Origin of the sequence: Streptacidiphilus monticola (assembly GCF_042658505.1) — a bacterium.
GTDB lineage: Bacteria > Actinomycetota > Actinomycetes > Streptomycetales > Streptomycetaceae > Streptacidiphilus > Streptacidiphilus monticola.
Genome location: NZ_JBHSQJ010000022.1, coordinates 1 through 12684, shown reverse-complemented (window position 1 = coordinate 12684; position 12684 = coordinate 1). Strand labels below are relative to the sequence as shown.

Here is a 12684-nt window from a genome sequence, read left to right as displayed (position 1 = left end):
CAGCGCTGGGAGTTGACGCCGCGTGAGGGTGAGCTGACTGTTCACCGGCGCGTTCCCGGGCGTGCGCGCCGAGAACCCCGATCGCGTGCGCGAGCGGGGTCGGTCAGAACTGATCAGGTGTCAGCGACGGTACCGGCGGCGGTAGATGGCCATGGCGGCCGCAGTCCCACCCGCCGCGGCCCCCAGCCCGGCGCCGGCCGGGATGCCCACCCGCGCGGCCTTGCGGCCGGTGCGGAAGTCCCGTACCCGCCAGCCCTCGCGCCGGGCGTGGCGGCGCAGTTCGGAGTCCGGGTTGATGACGTAGGGGTGGCCCACGAGCGAGAGCATCGGGATGTCGTTGGCCGAGTCGCTGTAGGCCGCGCAGCGGGACAGGTCCAGCCCCTCGCGGGCGGCCAGCGCCTTCACGGCCTCGGCCTTGGCCGGACCGTGCAGCGGCTCGCCGACCAGACGGCCGGTGTAGACGCCGTTCAACTGCTCGGCGACGGTGCCCAGCGCCCCGGTCATCCCCAGGCGCGCCGCGATCACCCGTGCCGCCTCCTGCGGGGCCGCTGTCACCAGCCAGACGCGCTGGCCGGATTCGAGGTGCATGCGCACCAGCGCGCGGGTGCCCGGCCAGATCTTCTCGGCCATGTACTCGTCGAACACGTCCTCGCAGATGGCCTCCAGGTCGGCGACCTTGTGACCCTGGACGATGCCGAGCGCGCTCTCCTTGGCATCGGCCATGTGCCCGGCGTTCTCCGCGCCGTTGAGCCGGAAGTAGGCCTGCTGCCAGGCGAAGCGCAGGAGTTCGCGGCTGCTGAAGAACTTGCGCTTGTAGAGCCCCCGGCCCAGGTGGAAGATGGCGGCCCCCTGCATGACCGTGTTGTCGCAGTCGAAGAAGGCCGCGGCGGTCGGGTCCTCCGGCGCCGGCTCCAGGACTTCGGCCTCGGTCGCCGCCTCGGCGGAGGCCGCACCGGCGAGCAGGGTGGAGGGACGCGTCACCTCGGAGAGCTTGCGCAGCCTGGCCATGCTGCGAGCATAGCCAGGGCGCGGGAAGCCCGTGTTAACGCCGAGTGGTGTGCCGGGACAGAATGGTCGGTATGAGCCTCATCCGTCGCCGCCCCGAGCCCAAGGACCGCGTGGTCACGCTGATCGGGAAGCCCGACTGCCACTTGTGCGACGACGCACGGGCGGTGATCACGGAGCTGGCGGAGGAACTCGGCTTCGCCGTCGAGGAACTGAACATCAATGAGGACCCGGAGCTGCACCGGAAGTACTGGGAGCAGATTCCGGTGACCCTCATCGACGGCCGCCAGCACGACTTCTGGCGCGTCGACCCGGCCCGCCTCCGCAAGGCGCTGGGCGCTTAGGCCCCGCAGGCGCTCTCATGGGCCCGCCGGGGCCCTCAGGGGCGCGAGGAACGGCGCGAGCAACACACCCCGCGGGAGGTCCGACCCCATGTGCGGGACGAACCTTCCCGAGTGGCGGGCTGGTCGCGCAGTTCCTCGCGCCCCCGGGGGCTCGCCCCCCGGGGGTAGCGCTGGTTGCGAAGAGGTTGCGGTACGGCATCGCTGTGTCCGGAATCTCCCGGTACAGGGGGATGTCAGGGCTACGGGCTTGCCCGTTTGTGCGCTTACCATCGAGAGGTTTTGTGCCGAGGGGGGTACGACCTCGAGAGGTGGAGCGTGCTATCCCGAGGCATCGCCGTCGTCGACGTCGAGGCCAGTGGGCGGAGCCCCTGGCGGCACCGCGTCGTGGAGGTGGGCGTGGTGCTGCTCGACTATCCCCTGCTTCGCACCGAGGACGAGTTCAGCACCCTCGTCGATCCGCGGGGGCCCGTCGGCCCCACCGAGGTGCACCGGATCGAGCAGTCGCACGTCGTCGGCGCCCCCCGGTTCCGGGACATCGCGCCGAAGCTCCTCTCCCTCCTGCGCGGCCGCGTGGTCGTAGGTCATCACGTCCGTTGTGACGAAGCGTTTCTCCAGCGTGAGTTCGCGCGCATCGGCATCGTGCTCCCGGAGCTGCGGACGCTGTGCACCATGGCGCTCACCGAGCGGGCCCTCGGGTCCGCGCACCGCGGCCGCTCGCTCGCGGCCTGCCTGGAGGCGTTCGGGCTGCCTCCGCACGACGCGCACACCGCGCTCGGGGACGCCCGGGCCACCGCGGACCTGTTCCGTCGCTGCGTGATGCCGGCCCGGGCCGCAGGGCTCGAACTCGGGGCCGTCGTCGAACGCGCGTCCGCGCTCAACTGGCCGACGCTGCGTGCCCGTTCGGGTCCGACCCTGCCCCGGCCCGCTGCGTACGCCGTACCGTACGGCGTTCTGCCCGGTTCCGCGGGGGTGGCGTGATGCGCGTCACTCCCTATGGACAAATCGGACATCATCTTTGTGCACGCGTTCACAAACGCATAGCCTGGCGTGCACAGCCGAGCTTCACCCGCAGGAGCATCGTGTCCACTGGCCGATCCACCCCCAGCAGCCCCACCCCGGGCGAGCGCCGCTCGCGCGGTCGGGGAATCCCTGACGCCACGGTCGCGCGGCTTCCCCTCTACCTGCGCGCGCTGACCGCGCTGTCCGAGCGCTCGGTGCCCACCGTCTCCTCCGAGGAGCTCGCCGCGGCCGCCGGTGTCAACTCGGCCAAGCTGCGCAAGGACTTCTCCTACCTCGGTTCCTACGGCACCCGCGGGGTCGGCTACGACGTCGAGTACCTCGTCTACCAGATCTCCCGCGAGCTGGGTCTGACCCAGGACTGGCCCGTGGTCATCGTCGGCATCGGAAACCTGGGCCACGCCCTGGCCAACTACGGCGGGTTCGCCTCCCGCGGCTTCCGCGTCGCGGCCCTGCTGGACGCCGACCCCAACCTGACGGGGCAGCAGGTCGCCGGCCTCCCGGTGCGCCACATGGACGAGTTGGAGGAGATCATCGCCGCGGACCGGGTGTCCATCGGTGTGATCACCACCCCGCCCGGCGCCGCCCAGCAGGTCTGCGACCGGCTGGTCGCGGCCGGCGTCACCTCCATCCTCAACTTCGCGCCGACCGTTCTCTCCGTCCCGGACGGGGTAGACGTGCGGAAGGTGGACCTGTCGATCGAGCTGCAGATCCTCGCCTTCCATGAGCAGCGCAAGTCCGCCGACGAGTCGGTGGCTGCGCCCGAGGCGGCCTCTGTCGCAGTAGTCTCGCGGCGGGCGCGGGAGCACGCGGCCCCGCACGTGACCCTGGAGGAGGCGGCCGGATGAGCCTCTTGGTAGTCGGCCTCAGCCACCGCAGCGCGCCCGTCGCCCTGCTCGAGCGCACCTCCCTCACCGGCGCCGCCCGCGACGCGCTGCTGCAGGCCATGGCCGCGGCCGCGCCGGTCGCGGAGGCGGCGCTGCTTTCCACCTGCAACCGGGTCGAGCTCTACGCGGACGTGGACAAGTTCCACGCCGGCCTGGAGCAGTTGTCCGGGCTGCTCGCCGAGCACAGCGGCGTCGCCCTGGACGAGCTGACCCAGCACCTGTACGTCCACTACGAGGACCGCGCCGTCCACCACGTCTTCTCGGTGGCCTGCGGCCTGGACTCGATGGTGGTCGGCGAGGGCCAGATCCTCGGGCAGCTGCGCGACGCGCTCTCCCTCGCCCAGGAGCAGGACACCGCCGGACGCAGCCTCAACGAGCTGTTCCAGCAGGCGCTCCGGGTCGGCAAGCGCGCCCACAGCGAGACCGGCATCGACAAGGCGGGCCAGTCGCTGGTCACCTTCGGCCTGGAGCGGGTCGCCCTGGCCGCCGGGCCGATCGCGGGCAAGCGCGCCCTGGTCGTCGGCGCCGGTTCGATGAGCAGCCTCGCCGCGGCGACGCTCGCCCGCGAAGCTGTCGCCGAACTGGTGATCGCCAACCGGACCCAGGAGAAGGCGGAACGTCTCGCCGCCCAACTCGGCGGTACCGCCCTCCCGTTCGACCAGGTCGCGGTGGCCCTGGCCGAGGCCGACCTGGTCGTGTCCTGTACCGGGGCGGCCGGGATCGTGCTCGACACCGACGACATCCGGGCCGCCGCCGCCAAGCGCCCGCCCGGCACCGCGCCGCTCGCCCTGCTCGACCTGGCCATGCCGCGCGACGTCTCCGCCGAGGCCCACGAGATCGACGGCGTGCACCTGGTGGACCTGGAGACGCTGGCCGAGGCCGCGCAGCGGTCGGACTCGGGGGCGCGCGACGTCGATGTGGTCCGCCGCATCGTCGGCGAGGAGGTCGAGGCATTCGGCGCGGCCCAGCGCGCCGCCGCGATCACCCCGACCGTGGTCGCCCTGCGCGCGATGGCGTCCGAGGTCGTCGCCGCCGAACTCGACCGGCTCGACGGGCGCCTGCCCGAGCTGGACGACCGCACCCGCGCCGAACTGCAGCAGACCGTCCGCCGCGTGGTGGACAAGCTGCTGCACTCACCGACCGTGCGCGCCAAGCAGCTTGCCGCCGAACCCGGCGGCTCCTCCTATGCCGAGGCCCTGCGCGAACTCTTCGACCTCGACCCGGCAGCCGTCTCGAGCATCAGCACCGCCCGTCCTCCCAGGATGATCTCATGAGTGATCAAATCGGCACCGACCACCCCCCGCTGCGTCTCGGCACCCGGCGCAGCGCGCTGGCCATGGCCCAGTCGGGGATGGTGGCCAAGGCCGTCGCCGAACTGACCGGACGTCAGGTGGAGCTGGTGGAGATCACCACCTACGGCGACACCTCCCGCGAGGCCCTGGCGCAGATCGGCGGCACCGGCGTGTTCGTCTCCGCGCTGCGCGACGCGCTGCTCGCGGGCGACATCGACCTCGCCGTGCACTCGCTCAAGGACCTGCCCACCGCCGCCCCCGAGGGCCTGGTGCTCGCCGCCGTGCCCGAGCGCGAGGACCCGCGCGACGCGCTGGTCGCCCGGGACGGGCTGAGCCTGCAGGAGCTGGTGGAGAAGTCCGCGCACAGCGGCCGCCCCGCCCGCATCGGCACCGGCTCCCCCCGCCGCCTGGCCCAACTCAACTCCTGGGCGCGGGAGACGGGCGCGAGTATCGAGTCCGTCGCGATCCGCGGCAATGTGGACACCCGGATCGGCTACGTCGCCTCCGGCGAGCTCGACGCCGTCGTCCTCGCCGCCGCCGGCCTCAACCGGCTGGGCCGCCTCGGCGAGGCCACCCAGATCCTGGACAGCGAGCTGATGCTCCCCGCGCCCGGTCAGGGTGCGCTCGCCGTCGAGTGCTCCGCCGCGGACGCCGAACTGGCCAGTGCCCTGGCCGCGTTGGACCACGCTCCGACCCGGGCCGCGGTCACCGCCGAACGCGCCCTGCTGGCCGCCCTGGAGGCCGGCTGCTCCGCCCCGGTCGGCGCGCTCGCCTCCAGTACCCCGCAGGGCGAGACCACCCTGCGGGCCCTCGTCGGCACCGTCGACGGAGCCACCGTCGTCCAGTTGTCCGCCACCGGCACGGGATCGCCCGAGGAGCTGGGTCGCGCGCTCGCGGCCCGGATGCTCGCCGAGGGCGCCGCCGGTCTGATGGGGGAGCGAATCAAGTGAGCCCCACGAGCAGTATTGGGACCAGCACCGTGCAGAACCTTCCCGCCCCGCGAACCGGCTGCGGCCAGATCACCTTCCTGGGCGCCGGCCCCGGCGACCCCGGTCTGCTGACCCTGCGCGCGGTCGAGGTGCTGGCCTCCGCGGACGTCCTGGTGGCCGACCCGCTGACCGCCGAGGCGGTCCGCGCCCACTGCCGCGAGAACGTCGAACTGCACGGCGCGGACCTGGCCGACACCTTCGTCCTCGACGACGACGCCGTCCTCGGCGACGGTGCGGCGGCCGCGGTCGACACCGTCAGCCGCTTCTTCGCCGCGGTCAAGGCCGGCAAGCGCGTGGTCCGCACCGTCGACGGCGACCCCGGCCTGGACGGCCGCGCCGCCGAGGAGATGCTGGCCTGCGCCCGCGCCGGCGTGCCGTTCGAGGTGGTGCCCGGCATCGCCCAGTCCGTGGGCGTGCCCGCCTACGCCGGCGTCCCGCTGCGCGCCGGCACCGGCGCGGACGTCCGCTTCGTCGAGGCCACCGGCCTCCTCCCCGACGCCGTCTGGGACGAACTGGGCGGCAGCGACGCCACGCTGGTCGTCCGCTCGGTCCTGGGCTCCCTGCCCGCCCAGGCCCAGACGCTGGTCGCGCACGGCCGCAAGCCCGACACCCCGGTCTCGGTGACGCTGGGCGGCACCACGACCAGGCAGCGCACCTGGTGCGCGACCCTGGGCACGCTGGCCGCCGAGCTCAAGGCGCTGAAGGTGCTGCCGTCGCCGGTGTCCGCTCCGGTGGACCCGCAGAGCAGCGTGATAGCCGTCGTCGGCGAGGGCGTGACGCACCGTCAGGAGCTGTCCTGGTTCGAGACCAAGCCCCTGTTCGGCTGGAACGTCCTGGTCCCCCGCACCAAGGACCAGGCCGGCGCGCTGAGCGAGCAGCTCCGCGGCTACGGCGCGGTCCCCAAGGAGGTGCCGACCATCGCGGTCGAGCCGCCGCGGACCCCGCAGCAGATGGAGCGGGCCATCAAGGGCCTGGTGACCGGCCGTTACGAGTGGATCGCCTTCACCTCCGTGAACGCGGTCAAGGCGGTGCGGGAGAAGTTCGAGGAGTACGGGCTGGACGCGCGGGCGTTCGCGGGCATCAAGGTCGCGGCGGTCGGCGAGACGACGGCCCAGGCCCTGGTGGACTTCGGCGTCAAGCCCGACCTGGTCCCCAGCGGGGAACAGAGCGCCGCGGGCCTGCTGGAGGACTGGCCGCCCTACGACCCGGTCTTCGACCCGATCGACCGGGTGCTGCTGCCGCGCGCCGACATCGCCACCGAGACGCTGGTCGCCGGACTCGTCGAACTGGGCTGGGAGGTCGACGACGTGACGGCCTACCGGACCGTCCGCGCCTCGCCGCCCCCGGCGGAGACCCGTGAGGCCATCAAGGGCGGCGGCTTCGACGCGGTGGTCTTCACCTCGTCGTCGACGGTTCGGAACCTGGTCGGCATCGCGGGCAAGCCGCACAACGTGACCGTGATCGCCTGCATCGGTCCCGCGACGGCGAAGACGGCCGAGGAGCACGGGCTCCGCGTGGACGTCCTGTCCCCGGCCCCGTCCGTCGCCGCACTCGCGGACGCTCTCGCCGAGTTCGGCGCGCAGCGCCGCGACGCCGCGCTGTCGGCCGGCGAGCCGGTCTACCGCCCCAGCGAACGCCGCCCGGGCAGCCGCCGGAAGGCCCGTTAGCTTGCGACCTGCCCAGGCGGCGCAGCCGCCGGGGGCGAGGCTGTGAACCCGTGCGGCTCCCCCGCGTGGGCGCGACCAGCCCACCACCCAGGGAGGTTCGTCCTGGTCGGGGCCGGACCCCCGTGGGTGGTGCGTTGCTCGCGGTGGGGGCGCCTGGCAGACGGCCCGCGGACGCTTCGCGTCGCCGGGGCCTCAACTGAGTGAGTGAGGGCACACCATGGGAATCGAGTCCCCTTTCATCCGTCCGCGTCGGCTGCGGGTCTCACCCGCCATGCGGCGGCTCGTCGCCGAAACGCGGCTGCACCCCGCCGAGTTGATCCTTCCCGCGTTCGTCCGTGAGGGGATCTCCGAGCCGCAGCCGCTGACCGCCATGCCCGGCGTGGTGCAGCACACCCGGGACACCCTCCGCCGGGCGGCCGTCGAGGCCGCCGAGGCCGGGGTCGGGGGCATCATGCTCTTCGGCGTGCCCGCCGTGCAGGACGCGGTCGGCTCGGAGGGCACCAACCCGGACGGCATCCTGCAGCAGGCCATCCGCGACGTCGTCAGCGAGGTGGGCGACCAGGTCGTCGTCATGTCGGACCTGTGCCTGGACGAGTACACCGACCACGGCCACTGCGGCGTGCTCACCGCAGACGGGACCGTGGACAACGACGCCACGCTGGAGCGCTACGCCGAGATGGCCCGGGTCCAGGCGGACGCGGGCGTCCACGTGGTCGGGCCCTCCGGGATGATGGACGGTCAGATCCGGGTCGTCCGGGAGGCGCTGGACGAGGCCGGGCACCAGGACGTGTCGATCCTCGCCTACACCGCGAAGTACGCCTCCGCGTTCTACGGTCCGTTCCGCGAGGCGGTCGGGTCCTCCCTCAAGGGCGACCGCAAGACCTACCAGCAGGACCCTGCCAACGCCCGGGAGTCGCTCCGCGAGCTGGAGTTGGACGTCGCCGAGGGCGCGGACATGGTGATGGTGAAGCCCGCCATGGCCTATCTCGACATTCTCCGCGAGGTCGCCGACGCCAGCCCGGTCCCGGTCTCGGCCTACCAGGTCTCCGGCGAGTACGCGATGGTCGAGGCCGCCGCGGCCAACGGCTGGATCGACCGCGAGCGCACCATCCTGGAGACCCTCACCTCCATCCGCCGCGCCGGTGCCGAGCAGATCCTCACCTACTGGGCCGTCGAGGTGGCCCGGACCCTGCGGTGACCCCGAAGGCCGGCTGAGCCGGCCCGGTCCGCGGAGCCGCCGGGCGTCCGGCGGTGCCGCTCACCGGATCCCCCGACGGGCACGTGACATGCCGTGGGGAAGCAGGGCGCCCGGCCGGCGCGGAGCGGCGACGTCGATCATGTTCAGGATCCTTCCGGGCACAGCACAGCGGGCGGCCGGGAGATGGTCTCACCGGCCGCCCGCGCGGAGCGTTCGTGGCTCAGCCCACGAGGTGCGATGCCGCCCCGTCGCCGTTCGACTGGGTCGAGTGGCCGACGTTGCAGATCTGGTGCAACTGCTGGTTGCCGACCGGGACGTCCGCCTGGACCGGGACCAGCAGGCCGACCTGGACGTGGTGGATCTCCGGCAGGCAGATGTTCGGGTTGTCCAGCACGTGGAAGTTGGGGCTGTGGTCGCCCCAGGTCCCCGTGATGTTCGTGCCGCCGTCGCCCTGGCTGGACAGCGCGCCGCCGTCCGTGTCGCCCAGGGCGAAGGCCGAACCCGTGGCCACGGAGAGGGCCGCGGCGGCGGTTCCGACGACTGACAGAGCCTTCTTCAGCATGTCTCAGCCGATCAGGTGCGACAGCGGGCCGTCGCCGTTGGCCTGGGTGGTCTGGCCGACGTTGCAGATCTGGTGGTTCTGCTGGTTGAGGACCGGCACGTCCGCCTGGACCGGGATGAGGCCGACCTGGACGTGGTGGATCTCCGGCAGGCAGATGTTCGGGTTGTCCAGCGTGTGGAAGTTCGGGCTGTTGTCGCCCCAGGTACCGGTCACGTTGGTGCCGCCGTTGCCCTGGGTGGACAGGGCGGAGCCGTCCGCGTTGCTGATGGCGGAGGCGGGGGCGGCGGCAAAGGCCATGGCGGAGGCGACGAGGCCGGCGCCGGCGAGAGCCTTCTTGATCATGAGATTGCTCCTCGGGGTGAGCGTGAGCTGGGGAAGAGGGGGAAGGTCAGCCGATCAGGTGCGACAGGGGGGCGTCGCCGTTCGACTGCGTCGGCTGGCCGACGTTGCAGGTCTGGTGCAGCTGCTGGTTCCCGACCGGCACGTCGACCTGGACCGGGATGGCGCCGACCTGGACGTGGTGGATCTCCGGCAGGCAGATGTTCGGGTTGTCCAGGAAGTGGAAGTTGGGGCTGTTGTCGCCCCACGTGCCGGTCACGTTGGTGCCGCCGGCGCCCTGGGAGGACAGCGCCGAGCCGTCCGCGTCACCGATGGCGGAGGCGGGGGCGGCACCGGCGGCGATGGCGGCCGCGGTGAGCCCGACAGCGGCGAGGGTCTTCTTGAGCACGGGATTACCTTTCTGAGGCGGGCGCCATTCAGCGCCCGTGTCGTCGGGTTCAACGAGACCGGGAAGTGCCGGTTGCGCCTCCGAACGGGGGATTCCCGGTCAGCTTCACGCCGTTTCCGGGGTCATTCGACCGGGCGGAATTCCGTGGCAAACAGGTGAATTGACGGCCCGTCGATCCCTCGAAGGAGTGGCGGAACCGTTTCTGCGGGCCGGGGCGCCGCTTCAATCGGTCGGTACTGCCTGTCCCCGTACACGGAACGGAAATGTTGAGCATGAGCAGGATGCAGTCGATCAGAGCGGCCGCCGCGCTCACCGCGTGCGTCTCGGCCCCCGCCCTCGCCGTGGCCGGCGCCACCGCCGCACACGCGGCCGGGATGACGCCGGAGCAGGCCCAGGCGGTGGAGCAGCAGGTGGCCCCCGAGCAGGTGCCCTTCACGGTGCCGCTCGGCGGGTTGTTCGAGCACATCACCGGCAAGCCCTCCTCGGCGGGGGTGCAGGGCGCGATCCCGGCGAGCCCGCTCGCCCCGCCGACCACGGCGGGTCAGGGCGCCGGTCCCGACCTGGTGCCGGACCCGCTGGTGCCGCCGCTGCAGACCGGCGACCGGACCCCGGCGCTGGACCTCTCGGCTCCGCTGCCCACCACCACCGGCACGCTCGCGGACGACGCCGCGCACCTGGGCCTGCCTGCCGCGCCGGTGCACGGCCTCGGCGCGGGCCTTGGCCTGGGCCACCCCGTCAGCTACGACGGACCGGGGATGACCCGGGCGATGCCGGCCGACCAGACGCTGCCCCAGTTGGACCTGGACCACCTCGCCCCCGCGGTGCAGGCCCCGACCATGCAGACCAGCCCCGGCGGTCGGCTGTCGGTGGACCAGAAGACCTCGGACGCGTCGCTGCTGCAGCCGCTCGACGGGGTCATCGCCAGCGCCAACGGCGCACTGCACCAGGCGGGCTGACGGCCCGCCAGGCTGACGGCTCGCCAAGCTGACGGCTCGTCGGTAAAGGGAGCGCCCGCAAAGAGAGCGCCAGAAACGATTCGCCCGCTACGGCCAAGGAGGACGGGGCCGTAGCGGGCGAAACTCTGTTCGGGCGGTGCGAGGGCTCAGTTGCCCAGGCCGCCCAGGAGGCTGCCGACGCCTCCGCCGTTGCTCAGCGGGGAGGTGACCGGCAGCGAGGAGACCTCCGGGACGCCGTTGTCCGGCTGGACGGCGACGCCGTTGTCCAGCGGGTCGGCGGAGGAGTTGGCCATGGGGTCGAGGCGCAGCGCCTCGAGCGGGTGCACCGCGTAGGGCAGCGCACCGGAGACACCGCCCAGCGCGGGGGCGATCTCGGGGGACTGGACCTGGTTCGCGGCGAACGCGGGGGCGGGGGCGGCCGCACCGGCCAGCACGAGCGCGACCCCGCTCAGGAACCGGCGCTTCCGGGACATCTCGCGCACCTTCATTCCTCAGGGAGTTCCCGAGGGAGACCTCGGGAGTCGGGCCGCCGCCCCGGTCGGGCCGGGGCGGCGGTGCTTCCGCGACTGCTCAGCAGGGCGGGGTCTCGTTCACGCAGGTGTTGCCGAACGCGGGGTTGAGCGCACCGATGACGTTCACGGTGTCGCCGCAGACGTTGACCGGGATGTGGACCGGGACCTGGATCAGGTTGCCGGACAGCACGCCGGGGGAGTCGGAGGCGGCGCCGGTCGCGGTGGCGTCCGCAGCGGCGACGCCCGCGCCCGCGAGGGCGAGGCCGGCCGCCGCGGTGGCGACGGCAGCGGTCTTCTTCAGCATGATCGACTCCAGTTTCAGCCGTTGTTGACGCAGGTGTTGCCGAACGCGGGGTTCAGCAGCGCGATGACGTTGACGGTGTCGCCGCAGACGTTCACCGGCACGTGCACCGGAACGGCGATGTTGTTGCCGGACAGCACGCCGGGGGAGTTGGCGGCGGTGCCGGTCGCGGTGGAGCTGGCCATGGCGGCACCGCCGCCGGCGAGGGTCAGGGCAGCAGCGGCGGCGGAGAGCGCCGCGGCCTTCTTGACGTTGCTCATGGGGGAAGTCCTTCTGTATCTCGTGCCCGTCCCGTGTGGAGCGGACATGTCGGCTAACGACCCTGCGCCTCGGCAGGGCACGTCAGCGGCGTCAGCACCACTCGTCCAGCCCAGCGCGCGGGCCGGACGCGGCGCGGGTGCGCCGCGGGTGCCGAAGCCGCGAGCCCCTCTGCTCCCGGGTGTCCTCGGGGAGCGGAGGGGCTCGAGCGGCGGGTGCTCAGCCCTCGTTCTCGCAGGAGTTGCCGAAAGCCGGGTTGAGCGCGCCGATCACGTTCACGGTGTCGCCGCAGACGTTGACCGGGACGTGGACCGGGACCTGGATCAGGTTGCCGGACAGCACGCCGGGGGAGTTGGTCGCGGCACCGGTCGCGGTGGAGCTGGCGGCGGCGACACCGGCGCCGGCCGCGAGCAGGGAGACCACACCGGCGGAGACCAGAATTCCGCGCTTGCTGTTCATGCGATTAATCCTTCGCGTATCGGTTCGTGTCCTTTTCGGACCTCGGGAATGCCAACGAGCCGACCGGTTCCAGGAAATGCCCGCAGCGCCGCAGTCATCCGATCGGGTCAACGGCGGGGGCCTCAGGGTGAATTGACGGTGCGACGGTGACTTCGCGCCCGGCGCGGGAGTTGTGCGGGGTGCCCGCTCGCGGAGCGGGACTTCTACCCACGGAGGTTGACATGAAGAACGCGGTCAAGGGCGCTGCCCTCACCGCCGTCGCCGTCGGCGTGGTCGCCGGCGGTGCCGGCGCCGCATTCGCCAGCTCCCAGGCGACCGGCAGCGCCGCCGACTCCCCCGGCGTCGGCTCGGGCAACCTGGGCCAGGTGCCCGTCCACGTCCCGGTCAACGTCTCCGGTGTCACCGGCAACGTGATCGGCCTGCTGAACCCGGCCTTCGGCGACACCGCCGTCAACGAGGGCTGAGCCGGCGGCACGCACGCCGGCATGGACAGAGGCTGGTCGCCGCGGT

17 protein-coding genes are annotated in these 12684 nt (G+C 72.6%); 9 read left to right on the top strand and 8 right to left on the bottom strand.

What is annotated here, in order from left to right; genetic code table 11:
- Positions 1–120: 120 nt before the first annotated feature.
- A complete protein-coding gene (locus tag ACFP3V_RS07045) occupies positions 121–1008 on the bottom strand; it encodes an HAD family hydrolase (protein WP_380580919.1) in 888 nt (295 codons plus the stop codon).
- A gap of 62 nt (positions 1009–1070) precedes the next feature.
- On the opposite strand from ACFP3V_RS07045, the gene ACFP3V_RS07040 reads away from it, so the two are divergent.
- From ACFP3V_RS07040 to hemB, 7 genes are all read left to right on the top strand, one after another.
- Entirely contained in the window at positions 1071–1349 is a 279-nt protein-coding gene (locus ACFP3V_RS07040) for a glutaredoxin family protein (RefSeq protein ID WP_380580917.1), read from the top strand.
- A gap of 315 nt (positions 1350–1664) precedes the next feature.
- A complete protein-coding gene (locus ACFP3V_RS07035; RefSeq protein WP_380580915.1) occupies positions 1665–2327 on the top strand; it encodes a 3'-5' exonuclease in 663 nt (220 codons plus the stop codon).
- A gap of 101 nt (positions 2328–2428) precedes the next feature.
- Positions 2429–3214: a redox-sensing transcriptional repressor Rex gene (locus ACFP3V_RS07030; protein WP_380580913.1), complete on the top strand. Its 786-nt coding sequence runs from the start codon at positions 2429–2431 to the stop codon at positions 3212–3214.
- Entirely contained in the window at positions 3211–4527 is a 1317-nt protein-coding gene (locus ACFP3V_RS07025; protein ID WP_380580911.1) for a glutamyl-tRNA reductase, read from the top strand. The genes ACFP3V_RS07030 and ACFP3V_RS07025 overlap by 4 nt, the downstream gene beginning before the upstream one ends.
- Complete coding sequence (gene hemC, locus ACFP3V_RS07020; RefSeq protein ID WP_380580909.1) at positions 4524–5495, top strand: hydroxymethylbilane synthase; 972 nt, start codon at positions 4524–4526, stop codon at positions 5493–5495. The genes ACFP3V_RS07025 and hemC overlap by 4 nt, the downstream gene beginning before the upstream one ends.
- Before the next feature lie 29 nt (positions 5496–5524).
- A complete protein-coding gene (locus tag ACFP3V_RS07015; protein ID WP_380580907.1) occupies positions 5525–7201 on the top strand; it encodes a bifunctional uroporphyrinogen-III C-methyltransferase/uroporphyrinogen-III synthase in 1677 nt (558 codons plus the stop codon).
- Positions 7202–7418: 217 nt separating this feature from the next.
- On the top strand, positions 7419–8399 hold the full coding sequence (hemB, locus tag ACFP3V_RS07010) for a porphobilinogen synthase (RefSeq protein ID WP_380580905.1): 981 nt from the start codon (positions 7419–7421) through the stop codon (positions 8397–8399).
- A gap of 220 nt (positions 8400–8619) precedes the next feature.
- Here the strand turns inward: hemB and ACFP3V_RS07005 are convergent, their stop codons facing one another.
- From ACFP3V_RS07005 to ACFP3V_RS06995, 3 genes are read right to left on the bottom strand one after another with little or no spacing between them, the layout of a single operon-like run.
- Positions 8620–8961 (bottom strand): rodlet layer protein, encoded by a 342-nt coding sequence (locus ACFP3V_RS07005; RefSeq protein WP_380580903.1) that lies wholly within the window; start codon positions 8959–8961, stop codon positions 8620–8622.
- A 3-nt stretch (positions 8962–8964) separates the two neighbouring features.
- Positions 8965–9303, bottom strand: coding sequence for a rodlet layer protein (locus tag ACFP3V_RS07000; protein WP_380580901.1), 339 nt, complete (start codon positions 9301–9303; stop codon positions 8965–8967).
- Between the two features lie 46 nt (positions 9304–9349).
- Positions 9350–9688 carry a rodlet layer protein gene (locus ACFP3V_RS06995; RefSeq protein ID WP_380580899.1) on the bottom strand — a complete coding sequence of 113 codons (339 nt, stop codon included), beginning with the start codon at positions 9686–9688 and terminating at the stop codon, positions 9350–9352.
- Between the two features lie 281 nt (positions 9689–9969).
- Here ACFP3V_RS06995 and ACFP3V_RS06990 point away from each other — a divergent pair, with 281 nt between their 5' ends.
- Positions 9970–10644, top strand: coding sequence for a hypothetical protein (locus tag ACFP3V_RS06990; protein ID WP_380580897.1), 675 nt, complete (start codon positions 9970–9972; stop codon positions 10642–10644).
- Positions 10645–10790: 146 nt separating this feature from the next.
- Here ACFP3V_RS06990 and ACFP3V_RS06985 read toward each other — a convergent pair whose 3' ends face one another.
- From ACFP3V_RS06985 to ACFP3V_RS06970, 4 genes are all read right to left on the bottom strand, one after another.
- Positions 10791–11117 carry a hypothetical protein gene (locus ACFP3V_RS06985; protein WP_380580895.1) on the bottom strand — a complete coding sequence of 109 codons (327 nt, stop codon included), beginning with the start codon at positions 11115–11117 and terminating at the stop codon, positions 10791–10793.
- Between the two features lie 97 nt (positions 11118–11214).
- Positions 11215–11460 (bottom strand): chaplin, encoded by a 246-nt coding sequence (locus ACFP3V_RS06980; RefSeq protein ID WP_380580893.1) that lies wholly within the window; start codon positions 11458–11460, stop codon positions 11215–11217.
- Between the two features lie 14 nt (positions 11461–11474).
- Complete coding sequence (locus ACFP3V_RS06975) at positions 11475–11717, bottom strand: chaplin (RefSeq protein WP_380580891.1); 243 nt, start codon at positions 11715–11717, stop codon at positions 11475–11477.
- Between the two features lie 217 nt (positions 11718–11934).
- Complete coding sequence (locus tag ACFP3V_RS06970) at positions 11935–12174, bottom strand: chaplin (RefSeq protein WP_380580889.1); 240 nt, start codon at positions 12172–12174, stop codon at positions 11935–11937.
- 221 nt (positions 12175–12395) lie between these two features.
- Here ACFP3V_RS06970 and ACFP3V_RS06965 point away from each other — a divergent pair, with 221 nt between their 5' ends.
- Positions 12396–12638: a chaplin gene (locus tag ACFP3V_RS06965; protein ID WP_380580887.1), complete on the top strand. Its 243-nt coding sequence runs from the start codon at positions 12396–12398 to the stop codon at positions 12636–12638.
- Positions 12639–12684 lie beyond the last annotated feature (46 nt).

What these genes read in the sequence shown, in the direction of transcription:
- ACFP3V_RS07045 (WP_380580919.1), bottom strand. Translation starts at nt 1,008, where the DNA reads ATGGCCAGGCTGCGCAAGCTCTCCGAGGTGACGCGTCCCTCCACCCTG.
- ACFP3V_RS07040 (WP_380580917.1), top strand. Translation starts at nt 1,071, where the DNA reads ATGGTCGGTATGAGCCTCATCCGTCGCCGCCCCGAGCCCAAGGACCGC.
- ACFP3V_RS07025 (WP_380580911.1), top strand. Translation starts at nt 3,211, where the DNA reads ATGAGCCTCTTGGTAGTCGGCCTCAGCCACCGCAGCGCGCCCGTCGCC.
- hemC (WP_380580909.1), top strand. Translation starts at nt 4,524, where the DNA reads ATGAGTGATCAAATCGGCACCGACCACCCCCCGCTGCGTCTCGGCACC.
- hemB (WP_380580905.1), top strand. Translation starts at nt 7,419, where the DNA reads ATGGGAATCGAGTCCCCTTTCATCCGTCCGCGTCGGCTGCGGGTCTCA.
- ACFP3V_RS07005 (WP_380580903.1), bottom strand. Translation starts at nt 8,961, where the DNA reads ATGCTGAAGAAGGCTCTGTCAGTCGTCGGAACCGCCGCCGCGGCCCTC.
- ACFP3V_RS07000 (WP_380580901.1), bottom strand. Translation starts at nt 9,303, where the DNA reads ATGATCAAGAAGGCTCTCGCCGGCGCCGGCCTCGTCGCCTCCGCCATG.
- ACFP3V_RS06990 (WP_380580897.1), top strand. Translation starts at nt 9,970, where the DNA reads ATGCAGTCGATCAGAGCGGCCGCCGCGCTCACCGCGTGCGTCTCGGCC.
- ACFP3V_RS06985 (WP_380580895.1), bottom strand. Translation starts at nt 11,117, where the DNA reads ATGTCCCGGAAGCGCCGGTTCCTGAGCGGGGTCGCGCTCGTGCTGGCC.
- ACFP3V_RS06980 (WP_380580893.1), bottom strand. Translation starts at nt 11,460, where the DNA reads ATGCTGAAGAAGACCGCTGCCGTCGCCACCGCGGCGGCCGGCCTCGCC.
- ACFP3V_RS06975 (WP_380580891.1), bottom strand. Translation starts at nt 11,717, where the DNA reads ATGAGCAACGTCAAGAAGGCCGCGGCGCTCTCCGCCGCCGCTGCTGCC.
- ACFP3V_RS06970 (WP_380580889.1), bottom strand. Translation starts at nt 12,174, where the DNA reads ATGAACAGCAAGCGCGGAATTCTGGTCTCCGCCGGTGTGGTCTCCCTG.
- ACFP3V_RS06965 (WP_380580887.1), top strand. Translation starts at nt 12,396, where the DNA reads ATGAAGAACGCGGTCAAGGGCGCTGCCCTCACCGCCGTCGCCGTCGGC.